The 23,760-nt window shown below is 37.8% G+C and carries 26 protein-coding genes; 24 read left to right on the top strand and 2 right to left on the bottom strand.

Features of this window, described 5'->3' with window-relative positions:
• Positions 1–3: 3 nt before the first annotated feature.
• Positions 4–216 carry a hypothetical protein gene (locus tag PNK_RS12955; protein ID WP_059062698.1) on the bottom strand — a complete coding sequence of 71 codons (213 nt, stop codon included), beginning with the start codon at positions 214–216 and terminating at the stop codon, positions 4–6.
• A gap of 210 nt (positions 217–426) precedes the next feature.
• A complete protein-coding gene (locus tag PNK_RS12950) occupies positions 427–855 on the bottom strand; it encodes a hypothetical protein (RefSeq protein WP_059062697.1) in 429 nt (142 codons plus the stop codon).
• Between the two features lie 348 nt (positions 856–1,203).
• Between PNK_RS12950 and PNK_RS12945 the strand changes: the two genes are divergently transcribed.
• The 24 genes from PNK_RS12945 (at position 1,204) to PNK_RS12825 (ending at position 23,581) form a co-directional block, all read left to right on the top strand.
• On the top strand, positions 1,204–1,518 hold the full coding sequence (locus tag PNK_RS12945) for a hypothetical protein (protein ID WP_059062695.1): 315 nt from the start codon (positions 1,204–1,206) through the stop codon (positions 1,516–1,518).
• Between the two features lie 63 nt (positions 1,519–1,581).
• Positions 1,582–1,872, top strand: coding sequence for a type IV conjugative transfer system protein TraL (gene traL, locus PNK_RS12940; RefSeq protein WP_059062693.1), 291 nt, complete (start codon positions 1,582–1,584; stop codon positions 1,870–1,872).
• A complete protein-coding gene (gene traE / locus PNK_RS12935; RefSeq protein WP_059062691.1) occupies positions 1,869–2,438 on the top strand; it encodes a type IV conjugative transfer system protein TraE in 570 nt (189 codons plus the stop codon). The genes traL and traE overlap by 4 nt, the downstream gene beginning before the upstream one ends.
• A 1-nt stretch (position 2,439) precedes the next feature.
• Entirely contained in the window at positions 2,440–3,153 is a 714-nt protein-coding gene (locus PNK_RS12930; RefSeq protein ID WP_059062689.1) for a TraK domain-containing protein, read from the top strand.
• Positions 3,154–3,245: 92 nt separating this feature from the next.
• Complete coding sequence (locus PNK_RS12925; RefSeq protein WP_158021840.1) at positions 3,246–4,412, top strand: TraB/VirB10 family protein; 1,167 nt, start codon at positions 3,246–3,248, stop codon at positions 4,410–4,412.
• Positions 4,409–5,008: a thioredoxin domain-containing protein gene (locus PNK_RS12920; protein WP_059062685.1), complete on the top strand. Its 600-nt coding sequence runs from the start codon at positions 4,409–4,411 to the stop codon at positions 5,006–5,008. Before PNK_RS12925 ends, PNK_RS12920 begins: the two co-directional genes overlap by 4 nt.
• Positions 4,992–5,255, top strand: coding sequence for a hypothetical protein (locus PNK_RS12915; RefSeq protein WP_059062683.1), 264 nt, complete (start codon positions 4,992–4,994; stop codon positions 5,253–5,255). Before PNK_RS12920 ends, PNK_RS12915 begins: the two co-directional genes overlap by 17 nt.
• Complete coding sequence (traC, locus tag PNK_RS12910) at positions 5,248–7,704, top strand: type IV secretion system protein TraC (RefSeq protein WP_059062681.1); 2,457 nt, start codon at positions 5,248–5,250, stop codon at positions 7,702–7,704. The genes PNK_RS12915 and traC overlap by 8 nt, the downstream gene beginning before the upstream one ends.
• Positions 7,691–8,152 (top strand): S26 family signal peptidase, encoded by a 462-nt coding sequence (locus tag PNK_RS12905; protein WP_059062679.1) that lies wholly within the window; start codon positions 7,691–7,693, stop codon positions 8,150–8,152. Before traC ends, PNK_RS12905 begins: the two co-directional genes overlap by 14 nt.
• Positions 8,137–8,760 carry a type-F conjugative transfer system protein TraW gene (traW, locus tag PNK_RS12900; RefSeq protein WP_059062677.1) on the top strand — a complete coding sequence of 208 codons (624 nt, stop codon included), beginning with the start codon at positions 8,137–8,139 and terminating at the stop codon, positions 8,758–8,760. The genes PNK_RS12905 and traW overlap by 16 nt, the downstream gene beginning before the upstream one ends.
• Positions 8,757–9,377, top strand: coding sequence for a type-F conjugative transfer system pilin assembly protein TrbC (gene trbC / locus PNK_RS12895; protein ID WP_059062675.1), 621 nt, complete (start codon positions 8,757–8,759; stop codon positions 9,375–9,377). The genes traW and trbC overlap by 4 nt, the downstream gene beginning before the upstream one ends.
• Positions 9,374–10,381, top strand: coding sequence for a TraU family protein (locus tag PNK_RS12890; protein ID WP_173636878.1), 1,008 nt, complete (start codon positions 9,374–9,376; stop codon positions 10,379–10,381). Before trbC ends, PNK_RS12890 begins: the two co-directional genes overlap by 4 nt.
• Complete coding sequence (traN, locus tag PNK_RS12885; protein ID WP_059062673.1) at positions 10,375–12,036, top strand: conjugal transfer protein TraN; 1,662 nt, start codon at positions 10,375–10,377, stop codon at positions 12,034–12,036. Before PNK_RS12890 ends, traN begins: the two co-directional genes overlap by 7 nt.
• A complete protein-coding gene (gene traF, locus PNK_RS12880) occupies positions 12,023–12,805 on the top strand; it encodes a type-F conjugative transfer system pilin assembly protein TraF (RefSeq protein WP_059062672.1) in 783 nt (260 codons plus the stop codon). Before traN ends, traF begins: the two co-directional genes overlap by 14 nt.
• Positions 12,806–12,809: 4 nt before the next feature.
• Positions 12,810–14,168, top strand: coding sequence for a conjugal transfer protein TraH (locus PNK_RS12875; RefSeq protein ID WP_158021839.1), 1,359 nt, complete (start codon positions 12,810–12,812; stop codon positions 14,166–14,168).
• Positions 14,169–14,179: 11 nt separating this feature from the next.
• Entirely contained in the window at positions 14,180–16,873 is a 2,694-nt protein-coding gene (locus tag PNK_RS12870; RefSeq protein ID WP_059062668.1) for a conjugal transfer protein TraG N-terminal domain-containing protein, read from the top strand.
• Positions 16,873–18,543: a type IV conjugative transfer system coupling protein TraD gene (traD, locus tag PNK_RS12865; RefSeq protein WP_059062666.1), complete on the top strand. Its 1,671-nt coding sequence runs from the start codon at positions 16,873–16,875 to the stop codon at positions 18,541–18,543. Before PNK_RS12870 ends, traD begins: the two co-directional genes overlap by 1 nt.
• Positions 18,544–18,559: 16 nt before the next feature.
• Positions 18,560–19,078 (top strand): hypothetical protein, encoded by a 519-nt coding sequence (locus PNK_RS12860; RefSeq protein ID WP_059062665.1) that lies wholly within the window; start codon positions 18,560–18,562, stop codon positions 19,076–19,078.
• Positions 19,079–19,381: 303 nt separating this feature from the next.
• The gene (locus tag PNK_RS12855; RefSeq protein ID WP_059062663.1) at positions 19,382–20,161 is read left to right on the top strand and encodes a ParA family protein; all 780 of its coding nucleotides are present in this window, start codon (positions 19,382–19,384) and stop codon (positions 20,159–20,161) included.
• Positions 20,148–20,900, top strand: coding sequence for a CT583 family protein (locus PNK_RS12850; RefSeq protein ID WP_059062661.1), 753 nt, complete (start codon positions 20,148–20,150; stop codon positions 20,898–20,900). The genes PNK_RS12855 and PNK_RS12850 overlap by 14 nt, the downstream gene beginning before the upstream one ends.
• Before the next feature lie 225 nt (positions 20,901–21,125).
• On the top strand, positions 21,126–21,395 hold the full coding sequence (locus PNK_RS12845) for a hypothetical protein (protein WP_059062659.1): 270 nt from the start codon (positions 21,126–21,128) through the stop codon (positions 21,393–21,395).
• A 156-nt stretch (positions 21,396–21,551) separates the two neighbouring features.
• Positions 21,552–22,220 carry a nucleic acid/nucleotide deaminase domain-containing protein gene (locus PNK_RS12840; protein WP_059062658.1) on the top strand — a complete coding sequence of 223 codons (669 nt, stop codon included), beginning with the start codon at positions 21,552–21,554 and terminating at the stop codon, positions 22,218–22,220.
• A 216-nt stretch (positions 22,221–22,436) separates the two neighbouring features.
• Complete coding sequence (locus PNK_RS12835) at positions 22,437–22,799, top strand: hypothetical protein (RefSeq protein WP_059062656.1); 363 nt, start codon at positions 22,437–22,439, stop codon at positions 22,797–22,799.
• Positions 22,800–23,329: 530 nt separating this feature from the next.
• Complete coding sequence (locus PNK_RS12825) at positions 23,330–23,581, top strand: hypothetical protein (protein ID WP_059062652.1); 252 nt, start codon at positions 23,330–23,332, stop codon at positions 23,579–23,581.
• The last annotated feature ends 179 nt before the right edge of the window (positions 23,582–23,760 follow it).

Genomic DNA, 23,760 nt, shown 5'->3' with positions numbered 1-23,760 from the left:
TTTTTATCCAAACTTGTAAGCACATTCTTCTCTAGTTACACCTGGAAGAGGGTAGCATTGTTCTAAGGCGTCCCGCATGATTTCCGTTGGTGTCACGATTCTATTTTCTTTTACAGTCATATCAATAGCTTTTTGTTTGACAAACTCGAAGTGCTCCTCTTCTAGTAAAACAGTTACTCGTTTGGGTTTTTTCAGGAGTTTTTGTCCGCGTGCCATAATAAACCTGTGGTTTAATGTGTTAGTATTACTACTATTGTGAATCGAATTTTTTTTGTCATGTGGAAAGTGTTCATAAATTTAATTATTTCGCAAAGATTTAACAGTTAAGATTTAATGAAAAATAAACTCTTAAGAGTTTAACTTGCCATTAATGTATGAAAATTTTGCGGAATAAATTAAATTTCAATAACTTAAGAAGAAAAAAGCTTATTTTTTAATCTTCGCAAGAGAAGCCATTTTTTCAATCAATTCTTGTGATTTGTGCCTATCTCTTTCGAGTTTTTCGAAAAAAGCTTCTTCAAACCATTTTCTTTTTGAGAATGAATTATGTATTGATTTCAAAAAGTTCACTCGTTGTTCTATGTCATTGTTTAATGATCGATCGATGGAGAAGGTAACGGTTTTTTCACGAATTTGTTCAGGAGGTAATATTTTCTCCCGTTCGAGCTTTTCTTTGATTGCATCTTCTATCCACTTGTTTTTGGAGAGAAAACGATTTGATAGCCGCTTAATGATCGTTATATGATCATTGATTTTATAATAAATCGTTCTATTTAGTCGGACGCAATAGGATATCTGCGATTTAGATTCATTGGATTCAAGCTTTGAATCGTCTGTTATTTCTAGTTTTTCCATAATTTTACCACGTTATTTCAATGACTACAGTTTCAGAATTCATGTTCATTTCTCAGACGACATTTCAATTTAGAAAAGTACCTTTAGATGATTTGAAGGATGTTCAAACGATAGGAGCTTTATCATCAATGTTGTCAATGATGTTATAGACTATCAATTAATTTTTATGCCTTTCAAATCATCATTAAATGATTTTTTTTTAGTTAAAATAGTCAAAAGGCTACGTATTCTCACAAAAAATATTAAATTTAGTGTTAATTCTCTGTTAAGAATGTATAAATACATTGATATTGATGGAAAAATCGAGTTTTGATAAAAATCTGTGTGTTCATCTAAAAGGAGTTAATCATGAGCAATAAAGTATCTGTGGCTATATTCTGCGTAGGAATTGGCTTGGCATTTTTGGCACCAGATTGTGCATTTGCAGGGACAGAATCTTTTGACGTGAAGGGAATAGAGTCTCATACGCAAAAAATCATCAATCTCGTTTACGGAAATATGACTTATATCGCTGGAGGAATTGGTGGTGGTTATGGAATTTGGCAATGCATTACGCATTCTTCTATAAACCCACTCTTTACATTTGGAGGAATTGGTCTAGCTGTGGGATTTCTTCCAAGTTTCTTAGACTTTTTTAAAGTTTCTTCCATGTTATTGCCTTAATAAATTCAGGATAAAAGGGATAAAAAATAAATCTGATATTAAAAACGTCTGGCAGAGATGGATATGGAGAAAAAACACCAACTTTATAAAACCTTGGATAATCCGCTACGAGTGATCTTTTGGAGTATCGATGAGTTTGTATTGATGGTCATTCCTCTTATGATCGGATTTATGATGGCAAGCCCTTTTATCCTCCTTTCAGGAATTTTTTTGAAAATTGTCTGTTCGAAGTTTAAGAAAAAATTTCCTGTTTTAAAGCACATGATTTATTGGTATTTGCCAACTCGCCGTCTGCGAAAACAAAAAATCATCAAAAATCTCCCTTCATCTCACATACGCGAGTTTATGCTGTGAATGCTCTTGTTTTAGAAAAAAACATTCGTTTTCTTATTTATCAACGCAATGTCTTAGTGGCTATCTCAATATTAGTTTCTTTGTCATTAGTCATGACTTCTACTTTTTTATTTTTTAAATCTGAGCGCATAGTCATTACTCCCCCTATTATCGAAAAGGAATTTTGGGTCGATTCGAATGGAGTCTCCCCTACTTATTTAGAGCAAATGGGATGTTTTTTAGGAAATTTGCTACTTAACAAATCTCTACAATCCGCCCCTCTTCAGCGAGCCGTGCTCTTACGTCACACGGATTCAAGCTATGTTGGCATTTTAAGGCAAAAACTCATCGAAGAAGAAGAGGCCCTGAAAAAGCAAAACACGTCTTACGTTTTCTTCCCAAAAGAGGCGAAAGTCAATCTCCAAACGCTAGAAGTTGTTTTATTGGGCGATCGACAAGCGTATGTTGCAGGTAAACAAGTCTCTTCGGAAAATGAGGGATATATCCTTCACTTTACCTATTCCAATTCGAAGCTTCTACTGAAAAGCCTCTCCTCTTATGAGGGCTCAAAAAGTGGTGGTGTCTAAAATGAATCTAAAGTTTTTATTTACTGTTGCATTGAGCTCCATTTTTAGAATGTGTTCAATCGAAGCTACGCTTTCCTATGATTTAGACACAACGAAACTATTGAGATGCTCCTTTTCGATCGATCATCACAACCGAATTATGATTCAAAATGGACGTGTGAGAAAAATTATTTATCCAGAAGAGAATCTGTCTATTAGCTTGGAGGAACATAGTGGCCAAGCGTTTATTTATGCTGTTGGGAAAATTGAAAAGCCCCTAGCTCTTGCTTTGATCACTGAATCAGGTCTTGTACAAGATATCGAGCTTAGTTTTCAAAACAAAGAGTCCGAAGTGCTCATTTTAAACGAGGCGCAAGAAGAAGAAACGAAAGATGCCCTTCCCTCCTGTATCGCTCCTTACATGACAGAAGAAGAACAGCGTCAGCTTCTTGTAAACGACATTTTATCAGGAAGGATCCCCGATGGATATGTTTCCTGTACTCAGCCAAGATGGAATCGATCCATTAAATGCGGTCTGCAAGGAACGAACATAGTCAAATTGGAAAATACAACGTCGACTATTTACATCTACGAAATTGTCAATAGTTCGAAAAAGAAAAGAAAAATTTCAGAAGCAGATTTGAAATGTGAAGGATCTACTTGGATTTGTCTGGAATCTCATACTTTGAAGCCTCGCGAAAAGATACTGGGTATCGTTTGTGTAGGTAAACCATGATAGAGCGAGCCCAACAAATTTTAAAAAAACAAAAGTTGATCTTTTTATTTTGCCTCGTTGCATTTGTGTTTGGCCTAGGTGTGTTTTTTCTTATGGCTAATATGGGCCATCGTCAGGCGGTCGTCTCTAATCAGCATGTTTCACTACCTGGAGATAAAGTTGATTACCAAGAAATTTGGATGACTCAACTTGAAGGACAGAATAAAAAAATCGAAGCTCAAAACCAAATTTTGGAGCAGAAGCTCGTTTACTTACAAGACTTGCTAGTCGATCAAAAAAGAAGAGTACAGGACGATGAAATAGAAAAATCCGACCTGAAAAAAGAGCTTTTCAAACTGAAACAGGAGCTAAAGGATATTACGCTCAAAAGCGAACAAAGAATAGAAACGCCTAGATTTCAATCAGAAACTGTCACAAATCAGCAAGTTGAGAGTGAGTCTTCTTCGTTTTCCTTCAATTTAGATCCTTTTTCTTCTCCTAACCACAATAGTGATCACGAAGACGCAAAAGTGCATTTGCGATCTCCTTTAACTCAAATCTGTATGGAAGTTGATAAGGCTACCTCTCAAAAGAAAAAAGCTGAGCCGATAGATGGAAAAATCTTTGCCGGTACGACTGTCAAAGCTTTACTAGTGTCAAGTGTGGATGCGGTGTGTGGCGTATTTTCAAATAGCGACCCTGTGCCTGTTAAGCTGAGAATCATCGATAATGGTCATTTACCCAAGTATCTTACGGCTCAATTGAAAGGAGGTCTTGTGATCGGTAGTGCATTTGGAAACATTTCAAATGAGCGTGTGTATATTAGATTGGAGCGGATGTCTCTTTTTACTCCCAAAGGAGAGGGAATTGAGATGGAGGTGGCAGGCTATGTTAGTGGGGAAGATGGGCGTTTTGGGTTAAGAGGACTTGTCATTGATAAATCGACAAAAATGATCAAGAACGCTGCTTTTTCGGGTTTTTTAAGTGGCACGGGACAAATCCTCCAGTCAGCTGTAAGCAAAAGACCATCAGATTCTTGGAATAATTACACCGCGGTTGGAAGAGATATGTTGAAGCAAGGCGCTGCGGATGGGGCTGGAAATGCTTTTGATATGTTGGCTGACTACTATATCAGACGAGCAGAGCAGGTTCAGCCTGTTTTACAGGTAAATGCTGGTCGTGTGGTAGACATCACATTTACTCATGGGACATCTCTTGGTGATTTGCATGTGAAAGAGCAAATAAAATCTTGCCGTGAATCAGCCAGGAGAAAGTCATGAAAAATCTGATCTTATGGTTAGTGGCATGCTTGAGTTTGGGTAAGGCTTTTGCGTTGACACATCTAAAGGATGAATACTTAATTGCCTATGGAAATCCTCAAGCACCCGTGCATGTCATTCACTATTTTTCTTTTTTATGCCCAAACTGTTCGAGCCTTTTTCAAAGAGAATTTCGAGAACTGAAAAATAAGTTTATTGATACAGATCAAGTCTACTGGACCTTTCATCCCGTACCAATGGATATGCTGACACTTCAAGGAATGGAATGTTTGCAAAAATTAAGCCCAAAAGAAAAGCAGATATTTTTGGAGGCCATTTTAGAAGAAACGGCCTTAGAAGATCCGTCTCTTTGCGCCTGTTTGATGGAAAAAGCAATGGACGTTTTTAAAAAACCTCTGCCGGAGCTTCAAAAGAAATCTTATCTATCATCTACAGCCTCGTTTCAAGATGCCTTTCTTTTCTTAAGTCAAAAAGAAACCATCACAGCAGTTCCAACGGTTGAAATGAATGGGAAACTGTACCTCAAGGATATTCCTGATAGTCAATTTATTGAACAGAAATTGAAAGAGTTAATAAGCCATGAAAAAGATGTTTAGATCGATTTTTCCCCTTCTATTTTTAGCAGGGTCATGTTCTGTTTATGAAAATGATTTTGATTGTCCTCCCGATATTGGCGTTCCTTGTACATCAAGCTCTGATATTGAAAGTATGATTATTGAGACAACTCATGGACCTGACATTTTCTTAGGTGAAGTGCAAATTCCTTACACAAAGGAATATTCGCCAGGACAAAGATCATATGCGGTTGTTTGTCTCTCTACCCAAGGGGCTTTTTATGCTTAATAAAATTGGGGAGATGATTAATCGATTATTTGGAGAGCCGAATAATACTCGTGGTTTTTCGCCAAACGATTCAAGCCAGATGAAAAAGATCTTTTCTGGGCATTCTTTTGCAGACATCTTACCTTATGAGGCGTACGACGAGGAAAATGGACTATTTATCGGAAAAAACAGCTTAGGGTTTGTGATTGAAACGTCTCCTTTGCTTGGTGCCGACCACTCTATTCAGGCTGAGGTATCTAGCATTTTCGAAGATATCTTACAAGAAGGCGATTCTATCCAATGTTTATTGTGGGCCGATCACCGCGTCGGCTTGATTTTGGATAAATGGGAAGGTGCTCGTAAAGAAGCTAAGGAAATAATCAAAGAAATAGCGAAAAAGCGAGCAGAGTATTTTAAGAATAGTGCTCAGTTGTCCTCTCGTATGTTCCGCTTTATTTTGTCCTATTCAGTTCCAAAAACGAATGACCCTTCACTGATATCTAGTTTAATCACTAAAAAGGAACGCATTCTCAAAACCCTTAGTTCCTTTGTCTATGCCTATAGCTGGAGTGCTAATCAGTTTTTGGAGTCTGTTGGAGCTCTCGTTAACTTTACCAGCCAAAGAGAGGTTAAAAAAGAGCGTTGGAATTGGTGTGAAACCCTATCGAATCAGTTAGTCAATGGGGGAAGCATCCAATGGAATGAGGATGGTCTAGAGTGGAAGAATGATACCAATATGTCTTTTAAAAGTTTTCGTGCAACCAAGACTCCGGATCATTGGTCTCTTAACCAAATGCAATGCTTGATCGGAGATTTACTAAGAGATGCCTATCGCATGAAATATCCCTTCTACTTGCATTATGGGGTTCATTGTCCTAATCAATCGAAAGAAGAAAATAATTTTTGGAAGCGCTCTCAGTTTGTTGAAAAACAGGGACAATCACTAGTGCTTCTGCGAACTATCCCTGACTTGGGATCAGAACTTAAAGAATGTGAATCTGTAAGAGCAGGTCTTTTAGGAGGATCTAAGTTCGTTTTGACTCAACTATCTGCCGGAGTGTGGGCTGCACCTCAAGAGATTGTTTGCGCAGAACAATCGATCAAAAGTCTATTTCGTATCAATCAATTTACAGTAGTTGAAAACCACTATCTTCATCTCCCTCAGTTTTTAGCTTCATTACCCATGACATGGGCTGAATATGTATCAGACCTAAAGAGCTTGGGTGGATTGTTGAAAACAACTCTCGCTTGTGAGTGTGTAAATTTGGTACCCATGCAGGGAGAATGGCAAGGAACGGTTAATTCTCCCGGCATGCTCATGTTAGGACGCAGAGGACAGGTGATTAACTGGAATCCATTTGACAACAAGGGAGGAAATTACAACATCGTTGTGATCGGTCGTAGTGGTTCTGGAAAGTCGGTTTTTATGCAGGATCTTCTTTTAAGTGGATTGGGAACAGGGGCAAAGGTCTTCATTCTAGAAGTTGGTCGCAGTTTTGAAAAAATGTGTGATTTGGTGGGAGGTCAACATATTGAATTCTCTAAAGAGTCTCCGTCTCCTATTTGTCTAAATCCTTTTACGCACATTTCTAAAGAAGATGAAGATGCAAGAAATGAATCCTTTAGCGCTTTAAAATCTATTATCTCTTGCATGGTAGACCCAGCTGGGACCACACGCCATCAAGATGGTCTCATTGAAATGGCTATTCGTCAAGCTTGGGACAAGAAGTATAATCAAGCAACGATTACGGATGTCGTTGATAGTCTCTATGCATGTCAAGATGGTGTCGCTAATACGATTGCTGTAATGCTCATGTCTTACACGAAACAAGGAGTTTACGCGAAATATTTTGAGGGAGAAAATAATATCAATTTTACCAATCCGATGGTTCTCATTGAACTAGAAGAGCTCAAAGATAAAAAAGATCTGCAAGCTGTTGTCTTGCAGTTATGCATCATGACAATCACAAACAAAGCTCTTTTAGGAGATAGAAAGACTCCTTTTTATATTTGCATCGACGAAGCTTGGGACTTATTAAGAGCTAAACAGTCGAGTAGTTTTATCGAAACTCTTGCGCGACGGTTAAGAAAATACTACGGATCGCTTGTGATCGGAACCCAAGGGTTTGAAGAGTTTTTTAATTCACCGGGTGCTCAGGCAGCATTTGACAATTCAGATTGGATGTGTTTGCTCAAGCAAAAAGACACCTCTATTAGTAAACTCAACTTCTCTGAACATAAGAAAAAAATGTTAGAGAGCCTTTCAAGTCCTCACGAAGATTTCAGAGAGGTTATGATTTGTGATGCAGATGGAGGCTATCCGATTGCCCGCATTGTGTTAGATCCCTTTTCAAAGCTTTTATACAGCACAAAACCAGAAGAATATTCTCGATTGAAAGAACTCACTCAACTTGGAATGAGTACCTCAGCCGCTATTAACCACATGGTAGGTGAATATGCGGCGAGGTAAGCTTTTAAAGTCTTTAGTCATTTTTTACGTCGTTGTCGGAGCCTATTTGATCTGTGATTATGCCTTCAAAGGTTTTCGCATTAACACCTCTGAAAGCCTCCCATTCTATTTTTTTACGAGCTCCAAAATTGAACACATACAAAGAGACATGTATGTGACTATTCGTCATCCTTTGTCAAAGAGTAAACTAGCCAAGCAGATTGTTGGTATTCCCGGCGATTTGATTTGTATCGAAAATGGGATGGTTCATGTCGCTGGTAAGGTGTATGGAGAGATTTTGACACATTCTCGATCTGGATCAATCATGACACCTATTAAAGAAGGATTTATTCCAGAGGGATATTTTTTCGTTTATGCTATGCATCCTCAAAGTTTTGATTCACGTTATGCTGAATTCGGTTTAGTACAGTTAAACCAACTTGTTGAGGAGCTATGTCCTCTCTTATAAAGAAAATCGTTTTTATAGGTTCTTTAGTTACTGTTTTTTTCGATCTTTTTTCGAAAGATTTGGGTGTTCAAGGGCATGTGTTTCAAATCGGCGAAGAGAATATTTTGGAAATGATTGTTAGAAAGTCTTCTTCTTTTTCTCAAGACGAACTGCTGAGCATCCAAAATACGATTCAGAAGAGTATTGTGCAGTCGTGCAAAGAATCTAAAGCTTTATCTCATTTGACTGATGCATCGACCAAACGAGTCTTTTATTTTGATCCCACGATTTGCATGAATCAGGACATTCAAGATCACGAAGGGGCGATTATTATTAAAAAGGGCACATGTATTAACCCTCTTTCAATCACGTCTCTCGCACAAACATTGATTTTCTTTGATGCAACGCAAGAGTCTCATCTTAGATGGGCAAAAAGCCAATCGGAAGCGAAGTGGGTTTTAGTAAAGGGGAAACCTTTAGAGCTTGAAGAGTTTGAAAAAAGACCTGTCTTTTTTGATCAGTTTGGTTATCTCACAAAAAAATTAGGAATTTTACGCATTCCAGCAAAAGTCACTCAAGAAGGTCTTCGGTTGAGAATAGAAGAAGCGCCTGTAAAGGAGAGGGAATGAATTTGATCTATTCAGCCACTCTTATCTTGAGCTTATTCTATTCAAGTTTACACGCAGAGAACTTTCAAGAACCTGTTATCGATCAAGAATGGTTAGGTGGTTTATCTCAGCATTCTGAAGATGAAGCTATTCATTGGATCAGAGAAAAGTTGATAAAAGAAAAGAAAGAGCTTGGTATTTGGAGTCCTCAAACTTCTCTTCCACCAATAGAACAAAAATGCAAAGGATGCCTACAAGCTGAACTTAAAGATGATATTGAATCGCCGTTCATTGTTTTCATGTCTTTTTCTGTACCTGATGATGTTTGGTTATCCTTATCTAAAGAGTTAGAATCTATTGATGGTCTGATTGTCTTGCAGGGGCTTCCGAACAACAGCTTCAAAGAGCTAGCCGAACATTTAATCCATCTAAAAAACAAAGGGATGAATGCAACAGTTCAACTTCACCCCCAGTTGTTTAATCAATATGAGATTTCGCATGTTCCCAGTTTTGTTTTACGAGAAGGTCCATCATTCGACAAGGTTACTGGTAATGTCTCTGTTGGATATGCACTTTACGTAATGCTGGAAAAAGGGGAAACCAAAAAAGCTAAAGAGTTAAAGGAACGATTGAAATGAAGTGTCAATGGTTCCATCTCTTTATCCTATATCCTCTTTTTTCTGCATTATCTGCGTCTGAAGGAACATTGATGAATCCTTTTACAGATGTGTGTTGGGAGTGCTTATTTCCTATTACTGTGAGCAGCGTTAATGTCACTCCCAGTTATCAAGATCAAGCAGAGTATAGTAAATACGTTTGTTTCTGTTCTGGTAAACCTCCAAAAGCGGGTATTCCACTTTCATTCTGGGAGCCTACACGACTTGTCGATGTGACACGCCATGCTTATAAGCTCATTGGATTGGGTGGAGTTTCAATCGGCAATGAGACAATAAAAAACCGTGGAACAATCGGGATAACAGGGGATGGCCCTAGTCAGTATAGTTTTTATCATGTCCACTGGTACACCTATCCAATATTTAGTCTACTTGGACTATTTGCCGATTTTACCTGTGTAGAAAAAGCCGATTTGGACCTTGCTTACCTATCAGAGCTTGACCCGACTTGGTATGACGATCAACTCTCTTTGATCATGAATGCTGAATCAGCTCTTTTTAGCAACCCCCTTGCACAGCTAACTTGCCTTACGGATTGTACAGCTTCTAGCGCAAATAAGCCGTTAGATAAACTCTTTTGGTGTGCTGGCTGCGAAGGCTCTCTTTACCCTTTTACTGGCTCGGTTGCCCATCATGTAGGTACAGCACAAGCCAGCTATTTGTTGGTCCATCGTGTCATTGCGAAGCTCCATCGTACAGGTTTCATGAAGGGATTTGACGAGAAGGAGTTTTGTGAAGCGTCGTATATGCCGATCATTAAAAAAAGCTTGTACAAAACCCAATTGATTTATCCCATTCCACAAACAAAGGGGAGCTGCCATGCTCTTGGAAAAAGCGATGTTCTATGGGGAACAGGTAAAGCTTTTCCTGTTAAAGGGGAAGACTTTGTTTATTTGCTATGGATAAAAAAACAGTGTTGTTTGGATGCCGTCAAACCAGCAGCCACTGTAGGTGGTGTGACATGGTGATGAGGTTAATTGCGTTCTTTCTTGCCATTTCTGTGCGTGGATTTGCAGAGCCTTCCATGAAAGACCTATTAAAAGAAGGCAAAACATTAGCTCGGGAAGAGAACAAAAAAGCATTTGAGTTGGGAAAAAGCATATCTTTAGATGACTTACTACCCCCAAATCAAAAAAGAAAATCGTTTGATGCGGACGAGGCAAAAGACAAGTTGAAAAAGGGGACCTATCATGACTCAGAAGCTTATGAATTCGTAACAAGTGATCGAGTTCTTAAGAACGTCAAAGATAATCAGGGATTTCATAAAGACGAGTTTTTCTTAAAGCATTCAGAGAATATTTCTAAAAACGTTGAAAAAGAGGATGAGATTATTGAGGAAGAGACAATCGAACACGAAAGTCACCGATGCAAAGAGTCTGGAGATCCGTTTGTTATCTCTTTGATTAGAGAGTTGAATATTGTAGTCGACTCTCATCCTTCCAAGTGCCTTGGTCATGAGCTTGTGATTAAACATTCTACTGGAGGACAAGCAGCTCTTACAATCAAGCAATATAAAGGCAAGTTATCGGCTGATCCCACTGTTGAATGGTATGATGTGTCAATTATGGGTGGGGGGATGAAAGAGAGCTATAACGTCCTGGTTAAGTGGAGACATAAGAGTGGTACGGCAACGTGTGAGAATTGCCAGCGGGAGGCATCCATCACTAAAGAAGAGTGGATTTACTATGATCCTTCACTACTTTCTCTTATACAGACACCAGATTGCACGCTTGTTCAACAAACATGTTTAGATGCCAACTCCAGCAAGTCCATTAATGGACACTCCATTTCTCGTAAATGTTGGAAAGAACAACTTTCATTTGTCTATCAGTTTCCATTGATTCGCGAATGTTTGTTTTTAAAAACACACAACTGCGAATTGCTTGAACAGCATTGTATTCAACAGACACCTTTTGGATGCGCTCTTTGGGAAAAATCATTTAGATGCTTTTCAAAGATAATCAAAACGCGGACATCGGCAAAAGGCGTATTTGGCTTAGGTGAGGAATGGAAAACCGAATATCAACCAAACCACTCATTTGCTGATGTTGCGATCAAACTATCTGTGTTTGAAGAGGCTGAAAAAGATCTGAAAAAAGCACAAGACTTTGATGCCACTAAACTCACCGTGTTTAAAGGAGAGAAATTGCAGTGTAGTAAGAACGTAGCTGACGATCTCATGTATGACTGCTGCTTTAAATACTCGGGGCTAGCAAAACAAGTTGGACTAAGCAAGTGCTCGTCAGATGAATTATCGCTAGCCGAGAGAAGAGAGAATGGTCTTTGTTATTACGTCGGTTCTTATGAAGAAAAGATGCTTGATCTTTGGAAGAGTCGAGACGAACACGTTTTCTGCTGTTTTTCTACGAAACTTGCTCGTGTTGTGCATGAAGAAGGTCGTAGGCAACTCAAGAAAGGATGGGGAGAGCCTAAGCATCCCGACTGTGGAGGATTTAGTATGGAAGAGCTATCCAAGTTGAATTTTTCAAAGATGGACTTAACAGAAGTTTTCGATCAATTGCCTAAAAAAATGCCCGACGGGTTTGAGCAAAAAATGGAAGCCTTTCAAGACCGCATCCGCTTACAAGTCGAAAATGATGAGGTACACAATGAAAGACTTTAGATGGGCATTGATTCTCGTCGTGTTGATTCACTCCTTTGCAAATGCTGGATGGATTGATCGTAAAGCCGAGGGCTGGGCATGGTACGAGGATCTCGAAAAAGAAGAAGAAAAACCAGAAACAATTCCCGTCCAACCTCTTCCTGCTGCTGTCATGAAACAGTCACTCTCTCCTTCAGATGAACTGGCTCAAGTCAAAAAAGAAATGGAAAATAGCCTAGCTGAGGCAGTGTTAAGACCAACAACAAAAAGCGTTGGGCAATACATGGAAATGCAGAAAAAATGGGTTGATCAATCAGGTTTATTTGCTCAAACGTGGACTCATGTTTTACTAGAAAAGCCGTTCTTGGATGAGACGACAAAATCTCCAGTCTCTCAGTATGGAATCCAAGTTCAAAAGATGATGATTCAAGAGAAAAAAGAAACCGTCATCAGACAATTAGCAAAAGAACGAGGATTATTCTTTTTTTATGAGGGAAAGAAGAAGGCATCTGCTGCTTTTGCATTGGTTGTGAAAGCGTTTGCTCAACGCTATCAGTGGGAAGTATTTGCTGTATCATTAGATCAGACAAAGCTTGAAGGGTTCAAAAACAACCAACAAGACAATGGAATTTCCAGAGGATTCGCCGTTGAGATTACACCCTCTCTTTATGTCGTAAATCCCAAGACGCACGAGGTCGTTCCTATTGCCTTCGGTCTTATTACCATTCAGCAGATTGAGAATAACATCTTACTCCAATTTACAGAACCCCATGAGTCCCTCGATGATTAGAAGAATGAGCATTTACACAATTTTTTTTACTTTGTCTATTTGTCATGCGTGGGCTGATTTAAATAAAGAGATGACCCACTTTTATAACAAATTTGGCTCTTCCTCTAACATTAACTCAGCTGAGATTTATAATGGGCAAAAAGCTGGCTATATGACAGGTGGTGGAGTGTCTGTTCGAAATCAAGTGGTAAATACCAAGCTAGCCACTGTTAGTTTACCACGATTCGACGCAGGGTGTGGAGGGATTGATATTTTTGCTGGCGGCTTTTCTTTTATCAATCATACCCAGCTAGTGCAAACACTTAAAAGCATTGGAAGCAACGCTAAGGGATACGCTTTTCTTTTGGGTCTTGAAACTGTTTCCCCACAAACAGCTAATACGATCAAGCAATTGCAAAGCTGGGCAAATTCTATTAATTCGATTGGAATTAATAGTTGTGAAACAGCATCTCATCTTGTTGGTGCTGTATGGCCTGCAAACACAGCGGCTAGTCAGCAAATTTGTCGCTCCTTAGGAAATCAAGATGGTGCTCTATTTTCTGATTACATTGACGCGCGTCATCAATGCTCGAATCCCAAAGGATTTGATCGAGTGATGAAAGATCTGCAAGAAGATGATCGCTATCGTGGAGTTTTGATGGGGGATTACAACATCGCTTGGGAGGCGCTGCAAAAGCACCAATTTTTAATGGAAGGAGACGGGAAATCTCTCAAAGAATTACTCATGAGCTTAATGGGTACGATTGTTGTGAAGAGGGAGGAGTCTATAGAGATAGAAAGATGGCCAAGTAAAGTCGAAGACGAAACCTTTGTTAAGGTGTTATTAGATGGAGGGCAAGCTGTCGGTTATAGCTGTGGAATAGATCTCAAAAAGAAATGCTTAATGGTTGTTGAGAAGCCATTAAAAATTGACCCTTCAAATGCTTGGATTGGAAAAGTGAAAGACAAGCTTGTGGGAATGCAAAATAAAATCCTGTCCGATACAGAACTCGATCAGCAAGAAAAAGAGCTTTTAGAAAAGTCAAGACTACCTCTGTATAAAATAGTCAATGTTTTGACAGCCTATAAGAAAGGATATTGTCCAATTGATCTCTATCAAATAGCCGATATTGTGGCGATGGATCTTCTCATCCAATTTTTAAAAGAATCCATTTCTATTGTTCGAGAGGGGTGTACTCACCTTAGACGAGAACAGATGTTTGCTTCATCTGTCGATGACTATTTAAATGAGCTGGAACGGGTAGAACAAAGCATACGCTACTATGAAACGCGTGCTATGAATCAGATGGAGCGCGAATTCCAGATGATGCAAAAAATCGATATGATCGAAAACCAAATAGCTTCAGAACTTATTTTAGATTAACAGGTATTATTATGGGGCTAACAGTTGTCACATATGGTGGCGGAGAAACGCTTGAGAAAATATTTAATGCAATCGCGATGCTCTTTAACGGAGATGGCCAGGGCATTGTGCGATCGTTAGTGATTGTTGCGGCAATATTTTCTTCTGCCTGGGCGCTTGTGAAGGCCATATCTTCTCAATCGATAAATCTTTTATTTTCTCAGTATTTTATTCCCGTACTTGTCATTTACACGTTGTTTTTTGTTCCCACAACAACTGTCCATATCGAGGATTTGTTAGCCTATGAAACGAGCGGGGAGTCAAGTGCTTTTAAGCAAAAGATATACAAGGTGGATCATGTACCTGCCGCACTTGCTATTTTCGCAGAATATACGAGTTCTATAGGCTATCATCTCACCCGAGCAATTGAGAGTGTCATGCATATGCCTAATGATATTTCATACAATACCACAGGCATGATTTTCGGGGCTGATGCAGCTTTAGATACTAAGCAGTACCAACTCACCAATCCCTCTCTTGAACAAAATTTAAGAAAATTCGCTAAACAATGCGTCTTGTATGATGTGGCTTTAGGAAAGTATTCAGTCGCTGAATTGAAAAAATCAGCTGATTTGTGGGAGTTCTTTGAAAAAAACACTTCGAATGTTCGCATGATCAACTACTGCTCACCAGAGACAAAAAAATGCGGATATTTGAGTTGTAAGGAGTCTTTAAAGCAGATGAATCCTTATTTTGAGAAAGAAAAAGCCTTTTATGCGAAAACAAATATTCTTGGAAATCTACCTTTGACTTTTCAAGCACTGACAGGTCTTTCTATTGCAAAGGAGAAACTAATTGGTCAGCAGCTTGTTATGAATCTACTATCTAACGAGTATAGTGGAAGTCGCTTAGCAAGCCATCGAGCTCATGATCAACAGCAAAATACGATGCAAATCGCGGGATCTCTTGCTGGCAGTACTTTGATTAGCATGCGTGGAATATTGGAGGCGATAATATTTTCTGGATTTATTTTTGTTGTTCCTCTTGCTTTACTACCCGGTGGATTTAAGATGATCGGCAAGTGGGCCACTCTTGTTATTTGGATTCAGCTTTGGCCGCCTCTTTATGCTGTCGTAAACTATATCATTCAAATTAATGCTCATGAGCACACATCTGCAATTTTTGCTGGCCTTTCTTCAGATCAACTGGGGTTAAGCTATTTTTCGAATATCGGTCTTAAGCATTTGCAAAATAACATGATCGCGGCAGCTGGATATTTATACACTCTGGTTCCTATGATCAGTTATGCTCTCTTGAAAGGAGGAGAACATATCGTTAGCAATATTTCGGGATCTATTATGTCACCCATGCATAACGCCGCCTCTTCTTCAGCTGTTGAGCAAACAAGCGGCAATTATTCTTTTGCTAATACAAACTTTGGTCAGACCTCGTATAAAAATACAACAGGCTTTCAAAGTAATCTTGCGCCTTCTCTTTCTTCTGGATATTTCACGGATCATCAAGGCGGATCGACTGCTATTTATTCAGCTGGAGAAAACATTCTTAAGCAGAATAGCTCAGATTTAAGGACAAGCTTATCGGCAGATGATTTGGTCAGTGAAAGTCTGCAAATAAGCGAGCAACAAGCACGATCCTATTTGAATAGCACTCAAAAAACTTACCAAGATAGTCTCTCTCATCAAGCAAGAACAGGATCGGATTTGACAACACACCTATCCAATTCAAGTAACTATAATGAAGGGATCTCACAACGGGATGGGCATCATTTGCAAGAAAGCGCGTCGCTGTTGCAGAGCTACGCAGCAAATTGGGGAGAGCAATATGGGCTCAATTCAAAAGAGAGTTTGGACTTTTTATGTAATGTAGCAGCCGGAGGTGGTGCTGCCTACTTCTCAACTTCAGGAAATGCATCCTTTGGAATAGGGGCAGACAGAACGGAAATGCTTCAATCGGCAAAAAATGTGACAGATAGTGATAGCTTTCAAAAGAGTTACCAGACTGTACAAGATTTTGCCAAATCGCAGAACTTCAGCCTGCTGCAAGATGAAGGTATTCGTTATGCGCAGAATTTCAGTTCTGCTTTGGATCAAGTTAAGAGTTCTCAAGCTGCTTATCAATCTGCTGAAAGTTACCTCGATCAAACATCTCAGAATGCTTCATGGATGAGACAAAATGGGCATCTTATTAAGCAATCATTAAATCAGGATTTTGTGAACTGGGCACAAAAGAAATTTGCCCAAGAAGGTGGGTTTAGTCGCCTAGAGGAAATATTATGTCATGGAATGGAAAAAGATAAACAGATGCTTGCCCATGAATTTATTCAAGATATGAGACAAGGGCAGGTCATGGCCTATACGAATTTGTGGGATCAATCACCACTTTCTCTCGTCAATGACTTGGATCTTAATTCTGCAAATCAGATGTATAATGACGCTGCATCAAATAATCTCTCACTAGGGTTTAACAATGGCTTGATTAGCTGGGATATTAATCGGAAAGGTCAACAGTTGGAACAGATGTACAAATTGACAAAGGAAGGATACCAAGAACAGATTCAAATGACTCATGGTGAAGTCAACACAATTCAAACAGAGAGTGAGAATAAGTTTAGCGGAGAGAAGGGCAAAAATCTACTTAAACAAGCGCTACCAAATGTATACAACTATGTATTTGAGACGCCATTTTGGAATCGGGGGGAAGAATAATGGGCATGATTCATACAGTAACTGAAGGTGGACAAATTTGGACACATCGTGTCCGCATGTTTAAACAGGTCTTAAAAATCGGGGGGATGGTTTCTTGCTTAATTTGGGTATTGCTGTTTTCTTATCAGATGAGTCAAATATCCCATTTATTCTACCAGGCGTCTTGGTATCACCTAAAAGCTAATTACTATGTATCAGCTTCAATAGACAACATGTTTGTAGATACTCAAACTTGGAAAAAAATTGCGCATGAGAAACGACCTAGTGGCTCGAGCATTAGTGCGACAAAAGTCTATAATTCTACGAAGCCTTACGTGAATCAACTGATTGAAATCGGAAAGTCTCAAGCCGCGCAAACAAGTCTAATGACTTCCATTGCTTTTATCCTTCTTATCCTTTTCTTCTTTATTAAGGGTAAACTGTCGAAGAAAAAGCAGCATGTCTCAGGAAAGCAGATTGTTTCTACTTGGAAATTGAGATGGATGCTCATTTTTAAGAGACTCGGCTCTAAAATAAAATTAGGTCCAATTCCTCTTGTCAAAGGAAGTGAAACACAACATATTTTGGTTACTGGTGGCACGGGGAGTGGTAAAACGAATTGTTTTCATCATATTCTCCCTCAAATCAGAAAAAAGAAGCAAAAAGCAATCATTATTGATTCGACTGGCACATTTGTTAATCGGTACTATAGAGACGGGAAAGATATTATACTGAATCCGTGCGATCCAAGAAGTGCTTCTTGGCATCCTTGGTGTGAATGCAGAGATCGACTCGATTATGAATCAATCGCAGAAGGATTCATTCCGCAAAGTCATTCAGAAAATGATAACTATTGGAGAACAGCAGCCCGTTCTTTGCTGAGCTCAGCACTTCTGAAATTAGAGTCGATACAAAGAACGTCAGAGTTAACTAACAAACTTTTATTCGAGCCCCTTTCTCAACTAGCTGAATTTGTGCAGGGCACGAAAGCGGCCGCTCATATTGATTTGACTTCAGAAAAAACAGCTGGATCTGTTAGATCTGTGGCTAGTTCGTTTCTCAATAACTTAGAATTTCTACAGGATACGAAAACACCGTTTTCAATCCGTAAGTGGATCGAACAAGATGACGACAGTTGGTTATTTTTATCTTGTACTCCTATTCAAAGATCAGCACTGAATCCTCTTATTAGCTCGTGGTTCTCGGTAGCAGTAAGAAGTTTGATGCAGTTAAATACAAGCTTCGATCGAAAAGTTTGGTTTGTAATCGATGAGCTTCCCTCATTAAATAAGTTGAAAGATTTAGAAACATTTTTATCTGAGAGTCGTAAATATGGAGGGTGTGCTCTTTTAGCCCTCCAAAGTCCTGCTCAGCTTCACGCTATCTATGGATCCAGTGGATCTAAAACGATACTTGGTAACTGTGCAACAAAAATTATCTTTTCTGAACAAGACCCTGAAATTGCAGAACAAATTTCAAAGATTTTTGGTGAAAGAGAAATTAAGGAATATCAAGAAGGTTTGTCTTATGGGGCTAATGATGTAAGGGACGGAGTGAATCTATCTTTGCAAACGAGAAGTCTATCGCTGGTCTCTTCAACAGAAATACAATTTTTGGAAAGAAACCAAGCTTATATAAAACTAGCCGGAAACATTCCAATTGCGAAAATTAAATTTAAAATTGTAAAGTAGGTGAAAAGGAAAAAACATGCCTTACTCTATCTTTTTCGTAAATAAACCCATTACTATTTTATATTTCCTTCTTGGGATTGTTACTTTAACAATGATTGCAATGGTTGAAATCGAATTTCATCGACAAGACTTTCTTACTCCACTTGTCTTTAGAAGCCTAGTCTATATTATTAGTTTCCCACTCTTCCTCTTCTATTTTTATATTTTAAGAGATTCAGGAGACTTGCAGATACAAGGTGTTAGGTTAAGCTGTCTGAAAAGAACAATGAAAGTAGCATTCTTCAGTATACTCACTTTGATTAGTGGAGTAACCGTGATTATAGCTAAATTCACTTCGTCTTATCAAAGCTTAGTTTTGTATAGTTCTATATTCGCCTTTGTCGTTTGTTTATTTGCTCTTCCATTTCTTGAAAAATGTATGATCGCTAAATTTGTATCTGAGGGTGTTCGAAATAACATTTCTCTTCGCTATCTTGATCTCAAGAGTTTCTATGGTGAAGTTAGAGAAGTGTTTATAAGGAAATTATTAAGTTAACCACTCTTGAGTTTTTAATTACCAAACCAGATGTGTAACCGTTACACATCTGGTTTGATGAAGTCATTAATTCAGTTTAATTTTTCAATATTGAAATTATGGCGCGTGTGTAACGGTTACACACGCGATTTGATGTATTCATTATTTCAGTCAGATCTTTTATTGTCGAAAATCTTAAAATCAAAAAAGTCCATTTTGCTGAAGCTTATTGTTTGATGCTTCATGTAACGGTTACACAATCATTAAAGAGTAGACAAAATTTGGTTGAAAATCTATTTTTATGTATCTTTATGGAGGATTTTTATGCACAAAATAGCTATAGCGAATCAAAAAGGGGGCTGTGGGAAAACTACGGCTAGTATAAATTTAGCTGCTGGATTAGCATATGCGGGACAAAAGGTCTTGCTAATAGATTTAGACCCCCAAGGAAATTCAACTATCGGTTTAGGGGTTAAAACCGATAATAGACAAACCGTTGCTGAATTACTATGTCAAGAGGATTGTTTTTTGAATGATGTTGTGCAAGATACCTATATCGAAGGATTGCATATTGTTCCTGCGGACATGTCTTTGGCTATTTCAGATGTAAAATTAGCTCATATTCAAGCAAAAGAGTTTGCTTTGAGAAGTAAGCTTCAAGATATTAAATATGATTATGTGATCATCGATACATCACCGGGATATATTAATTTATTAACTAATGCAATATTGGCGGCAGAACACATCATTTTGCCATTCGGACTGGACTATTTCAATTTAGCTGGTATGCAAACGTTTTTAGAAACAATCAATCGAACAAACAAGAAAGCTGGCAGTTTAGTTGGACATAAAGCTGAAGTGTTGGGAGTTCTTTTCACTCAGTTTAAAATAACAACAAATCACTCTAGACAAGTGTTTGATGCTATTCTTGAACTTTTTGGAGATAAAGTGTTTAAAGCACGTATTCCAGAAAATGTAAAATTGAAAGAAAGCCAAGCATTTGGTAAAGCCATATACGATTTAGACCATAACTGCCCAGCGGCAAAAGCATATAATGAATTTACGACTGAATTTATGGAGAAACTCAGCTATGTCAGGAATTAGTGATTTAAAAAATAAGGCGAAATTATCTTTCGATGAAATGTTTAGCGACGTTTTGCCTGTAAATCCAAATGTTGAATCTTCCTCTTTACCAGCTATCGTAAGAAATTTTCATTTTTCTGATAAATTGGAGCCTGAAGAAGAAGAACAAATTGAGGGATTACTTTTAGAGGGGGTTCTTCCAGAAATTAGCTCAAATGAACTTGATGCTGATATTAATGAAATTAAGAGAGCCACGTCTGAAATCAAAGCGATTCAAAAGCAAGGGGTTGTCTTAGCTGGAGAACGAATTTTTAAAGTACGTGAGATCTTAAAGTTCTATAAAGATGGCACGTTTAATAAATGGTTAGATTTGGCTTTAGGCTCTAGAAAGACGGGATACAACTTACTAGCGTATTTTGATTTTTATACTAAATTACCCAATGAAGAATTTAAAAATAAATTTCAATGCATTCCACAGAAGGCAGCCTATATATTGGCATCTAGAGAAGGTGATATTCAGAAAAAATTAGATATTATCAATTCTTCTAAAGAACTCAAAAGTGATGATATCATTTCTAAAATTAAAAATGATCTACCCGTAAAGACATCTAAAAGTACATCTCAAAAATCTAACTCAAAATTAATTCGTTCACTACAAGGAATTTTGAGTCAGATATGTGAAGGTAAAGATGATTTATCGGAAGAAGATAGATTGGAATTAGTATCTCTTAAGTTAATTTTAGATAAAGCTATTGGCTAGTCAGTTGTAATGAGGTGTGTAACGGTTACACATCTCATTACAAAATCATTCATCAAATTTCATTATCCCTACTCCTCTCATCGATTTCGACACCAAGGTTTTAAAATGTCATTTTTGAACCTAAGTTGAAAGAGTAATTTCTAAAATCTACTTGAGTGTTGCAATCACGAGTATTATCACATTAATATGTTTTATGTTCAAAATTTTATCTTTTGAGGAAAAGTTATGACAGTTAGTATGTCAGAAAATTGTAAAAGTTTCTTTCAGGCATTCGGTACTCATTTAGAAAAGTTCGATCGTCCAAATGATGAAGAAGGGAAGCAGGAAATACGTGATTATGACAAGTGTGTACGAAGATTAGACAGCTTGGCTAGGCTCATTGTTAATGGTGATGGAACGAATTGTGTGGCAGTTGCATTAGTAAATGACGAATGGTATTTCACAGCGAATAAAATAGGTACTTTAGAAAAAAGTGTGCGTAAAACAATTAAGTAATTAAATCGAATAAAGAAACCTGAAGCAGAAACAGGAATTATCAGCGGGAAAGAAGCTCGTGAGTTATTAATTGGCAAATATAAAAAATCAAAAGTAAAGATTGGCAAGCAAATTAATAATCGTCTAGAAAAAGATGTTAAAAAACTTGTCTCATCAATGAAGGATTATCGTAGAAGTACAAATGAAAGAGAAGGGATTTTCACACAACAATCAATCAAAAATTTATGCAGTGGCAACATAAATTTCGTATCAAATGAAGAGCATTTGCATGCAGAAATTAGGTTACTTAGGTTTTTATACAAAACATATGGTTATAGTAAAAACAACAACCCACTGACAATAGATTTAGGTATATCAAAATTATGTTGCAAGCTCTGTGCTGCAGGAATATCTGCTATCAAAGATGCACACAATCATGTGAATATCAAATATAGGGGGTGTCATGGGAATTTTTATTATGGATGGAAACCCTCCATTACTTTATTCCTAAGCAATACGCGCTTCCCATATTTTGTGGGTCAAGAGGCTTTTAAAATATACGAAAACAATGATAGGAACTTTAGAAAAGATAAAAGAAATAAAGATAAAGAATGTGAAGAAAATAAAGTTATTTTAGATGGGCTAAAAGATTTGAGGGTTTATGAAGGCTTTTTGCCTGATTTATCCGATAGCTTCATTGTTCGTATGTGGGCAACAGCAGCTCACCAATCAGATTCACCCGTCCCAGTAAATACGACCGAATCGCCACAAGATGATAGCCTGTCTGATGAAGAGGGATTGTTAAGTGATAAGAATTCTTTATCAATTTGTAGTATAGACGATTGATTATTTTTTTAATTGAACCAGTTTATATTTTCTTTTGATGGATGTAAAACTTTATTAGGGTATACCAAAATATAATAATTTCATAAATTAATTAGTCAATGAGCTAAATTGCAACGAGGCTTTGAAATACGTTGAAATTAATTTATTGACTAGTAATTGTCATTAATTTGTTAATAGTTAACATTTTTATAAAATACAGTTTGTATAACGATTATTATGCTTAATCTCGATACTAGTTTCTCTTCCGTTCAGTCGTTGGTCTATACTAATATTTCTCAAGATATTGCTCAGCCCAACAGAGGTGGAAGCGCGGTAACGGAAATGGTTAATCGTCATGGAATGCTTGATCAGACAGACCAATTCTTTATTGAAGAGTGTAAAGAACCTAGCTATTATTATTCCTATTTTATTGAGAAAATTCGCGAAAATAGAAACCAATTACCCTCTTCGCCGGATAGTAAAGATTATCAAGTATTTGCTCATCAAATATTTAATATTTACAGAACAAGTGTTGTTGAGAAAGCATGTGATCAGGCGGAAGCTAATTTACAAGAATGGACTTTCAGTGTCGAAGAGTAGACGCAAAAAAACAAGCTTTTCAAGATTTCATTTGTTGTTATGCAAAGACAACCTGGAGTGCATCTGCTAATAAAGGGATTGCAGATGCAATGAAGAAAGAATGTTCCCTGCCTAACGATTTTTCTCCTGTTGTCTACTCTATTTTATTACAATCAGATAGAAATCATATGTTTCCTAACTCTTGATTCGTCTGACTTCTTAGCATGTGCGTAAATATTTCAGAATCTGTTATTTCATTCAATGCTCCTAAATAATCGGGGCATGAAATGTTCAAGACCTTTCTGTTTTAAAGCGAACCTTAGAAAGTTGGGGTCATCAACCGATTTTTTTGGAAATGCCTGGCTTTTCATGGCAAGAAGCTCAAATTGTTTGTGAGGCTATGGTCGAAAATTCTCATTTGACTTTCATGTACCAAGAGATTGAAGAATTTCGACTTTTCTTAGCTTTTGAGTTAGCGGGATATCAGTTTAGCAAACACCTTTCTTATAAACCTATCGTTAATCCAACAACTGGTCGAGGTACATGGGGATGTGTTATTAGAAGATGATCCAAGCCTTATTGAAGAAAACCGCCTGAAGTTGCTTGCAGAGGAAGAAAGGGGAAAAAATAGATTAAAAGCATATGAAATGTACCAGTCATTAACTAAAGAAGAAATTACTTACCCAGAATCTAGAGAAATTGATATCAGCGATTATTTGGACGATCATAATCTCGACACCTTCAGATCTACTCTTCTTTCTGTAGGTGAAAGTCCCATTCACCTTTATATGGTTGAACTTTAGAATCATAATGAGACCCTCCATAGAAGAGAATAAGCTTAGCCGCTATTTTTAAAGGCCTGAATCTTTATCTTCTTATGAGCGAATCAATGGAGAGTGTTTGTCATCTGAATAGTGTATGTTAGCTCCAATTGAGCTTAAAATTAGAAGACTTAAACTTATCTAGCACTGCAAGATTAGCA

Origin of the sequence: Candidatus Protochlamydia naegleriophila (genome assembly GCF_001499655.1) — a bacterium.
GTDB classification, from domain to species: Bacteria; Chlamydiota; Chlamydiia; order Chlamydiales; family Parachlamydiaceae; genus Protochlamydia; species Protochlamydia naegleriophila.
The sequence above is the reverse complement of the archived record's forward strand: the minus strand, read 5'-3'. Positions and strand labels throughout refer to the sequence as shown.

Bases quoted from the DNA above. Each gene is read 5' to 3' on its own strand.
- PNK_RS12955 (WP_059062698.1), bottom strand. From the start codon at position 216: ATGGCACGCGGACAAAAACTCCTGAAAAAACCCAAACGAGTAACTGTT.
- PNK_RS12950 (WP_059062697.1), bottom strand. From the start codon at position 855: ATGGAAAAACTAGAAATAACAGACGATTCAAAGCTTGAATCCAATGAA.
- PNK_RS12945 (WP_059062695.1), top strand. From the start codon at position 1,204: ATGAGCAATAAAGTATCTGTGGCTATATTCTGCGTAGGAATTGGCTTG.
- traL (WP_059062693.1), top strand. From the start codon at position 1,582: ATGGAGAAAAAACACCAACTTTATAAAACCTTGGATAATCCGCTACGA.
- PNK_RS12930 (WP_059062689.1), top strand. From the start codon at position 2,440: ATGAATCTAAAGTTTTTATTTACTGTTGCATTGAGCTCCATTTTTAGA.
- PNK_RS12925 (WP_158021840.1), top strand. From the start codon at position 3,246: ATGGCTAATATGGGCCATCGTCAGGCGGTCGTCTCTAATCAGCATGTT.
- PNK_RS12920 (WP_059062685.1), top strand. From the start codon at position 4,409: ATGAAAAATCTGATCTTATGGTTAGTGGCATGCTTGAGTTTGGGTAAG.
- PNK_RS12915 (WP_059062683.1), top strand. From the start codon at position 4,992: ATGAAAAAGATGTTTAGATCGATTTTTCCCCTTCTATTTTTAGCAGGG.
- traC (WP_059062681.1), top strand. From the start codon at position 5,248: ATGCTTAATAAAATTGGGGAGATGATTAATCGATTATTTGGAGAGCCG.
- PNK_RS12905 (WP_059062679.1), top strand. From the start codon at position 7,691: ATGCGGCGAGGTAAGCTTTTAAAGTCTTTAGTCATTTTTTACGTCGTT.
- traW (WP_059062677.1), top strand. From the start codon at position 8,137: ATGTCCTCTCTTATAAAGAAAATCGTTTTTATAGGTTCTTTAGTTACT.
- trbC (WP_059062675.1), top strand. From the start codon at position 8,757: ATGAATTTGATCTATTCAGCCACTCTTATCTTGAGCTTATTCTATTCA.
- PNK_RS12890 (WP_173636878.1), top strand. From the start codon at position 9,374: ATGAAGTGTCAATGGTTCCATCTCTTTATCCTATATCCTCTTTTTTCT.
- traN (WP_059062673.1), top strand. From the start codon at position 10,375: ATGGTGATGAGGTTAATTGCGTTCTTTCTTGCCATTTCTGTGCGTGGA.
- traF (WP_059062672.1), top strand. From the start codon at position 12,023: ATGAAAGACTTTAGATGGGCATTGATTCTCGTCGTGTTGATTCACTCC.
- PNK_RS12875 (WP_158021839.1), top strand. From the start codon at position 12,810: ATGAGCATTTACACAATTTTTTTTACTTTGTCTATTTGTCATGCGTGG.
- PNK_RS12870 (WP_059062668.1), top strand. From the start codon at position 14,180: ATGGGGCTAACAGTTGTCACATATGGTGGCGGAGAAACGCTTGAGAAA.
- traD (WP_059062666.1), top strand. From the start codon at position 16,873: ATGGGCATGATTCATACAGTAACTGAAGGTGGACAAATTTGGACACAT.
- PNK_RS12860 (WP_059062665.1), top strand. From the start codon at position 18,560: ATGCCTTACTCTATCTTTTTCGTAAATAAACCCATTACTATTTTATAT.
- PNK_RS12855 (WP_059062663.1), top strand. From the start codon at position 19,382: ATGCACAAAATAGCTATAGCGAATCAAAAAGGGGGCTGTGGGAAAACT.
- PNK_RS12850 (WP_059062661.1), top strand. From the start codon at position 20,148: ATGTCAGGAATTAGTGATTTAAAAAATAAGGCGAAATTATCTTTCGAT.
- PNK_RS12845 (WP_059062659.1), top strand. From the start codon at position 21,126: ATGACAGTTAGTATGTCAGAAAATTGTAAAAGTTTCTTTCAGGCATTC.
- PNK_RS12840 (WP_059062658.1), top strand. From the start codon at position 21,552: ATGAAGGATTATCGTAGAAGTACAAATGAAAGAGAAGGGATTTTCACA.
- PNK_RS12835 (WP_059062656.1), top strand. From the start codon at position 22,437: ATGCTTAATCTCGATACTAGTTTCTCTTCCGTTCAGTCGTTGGTCTAT.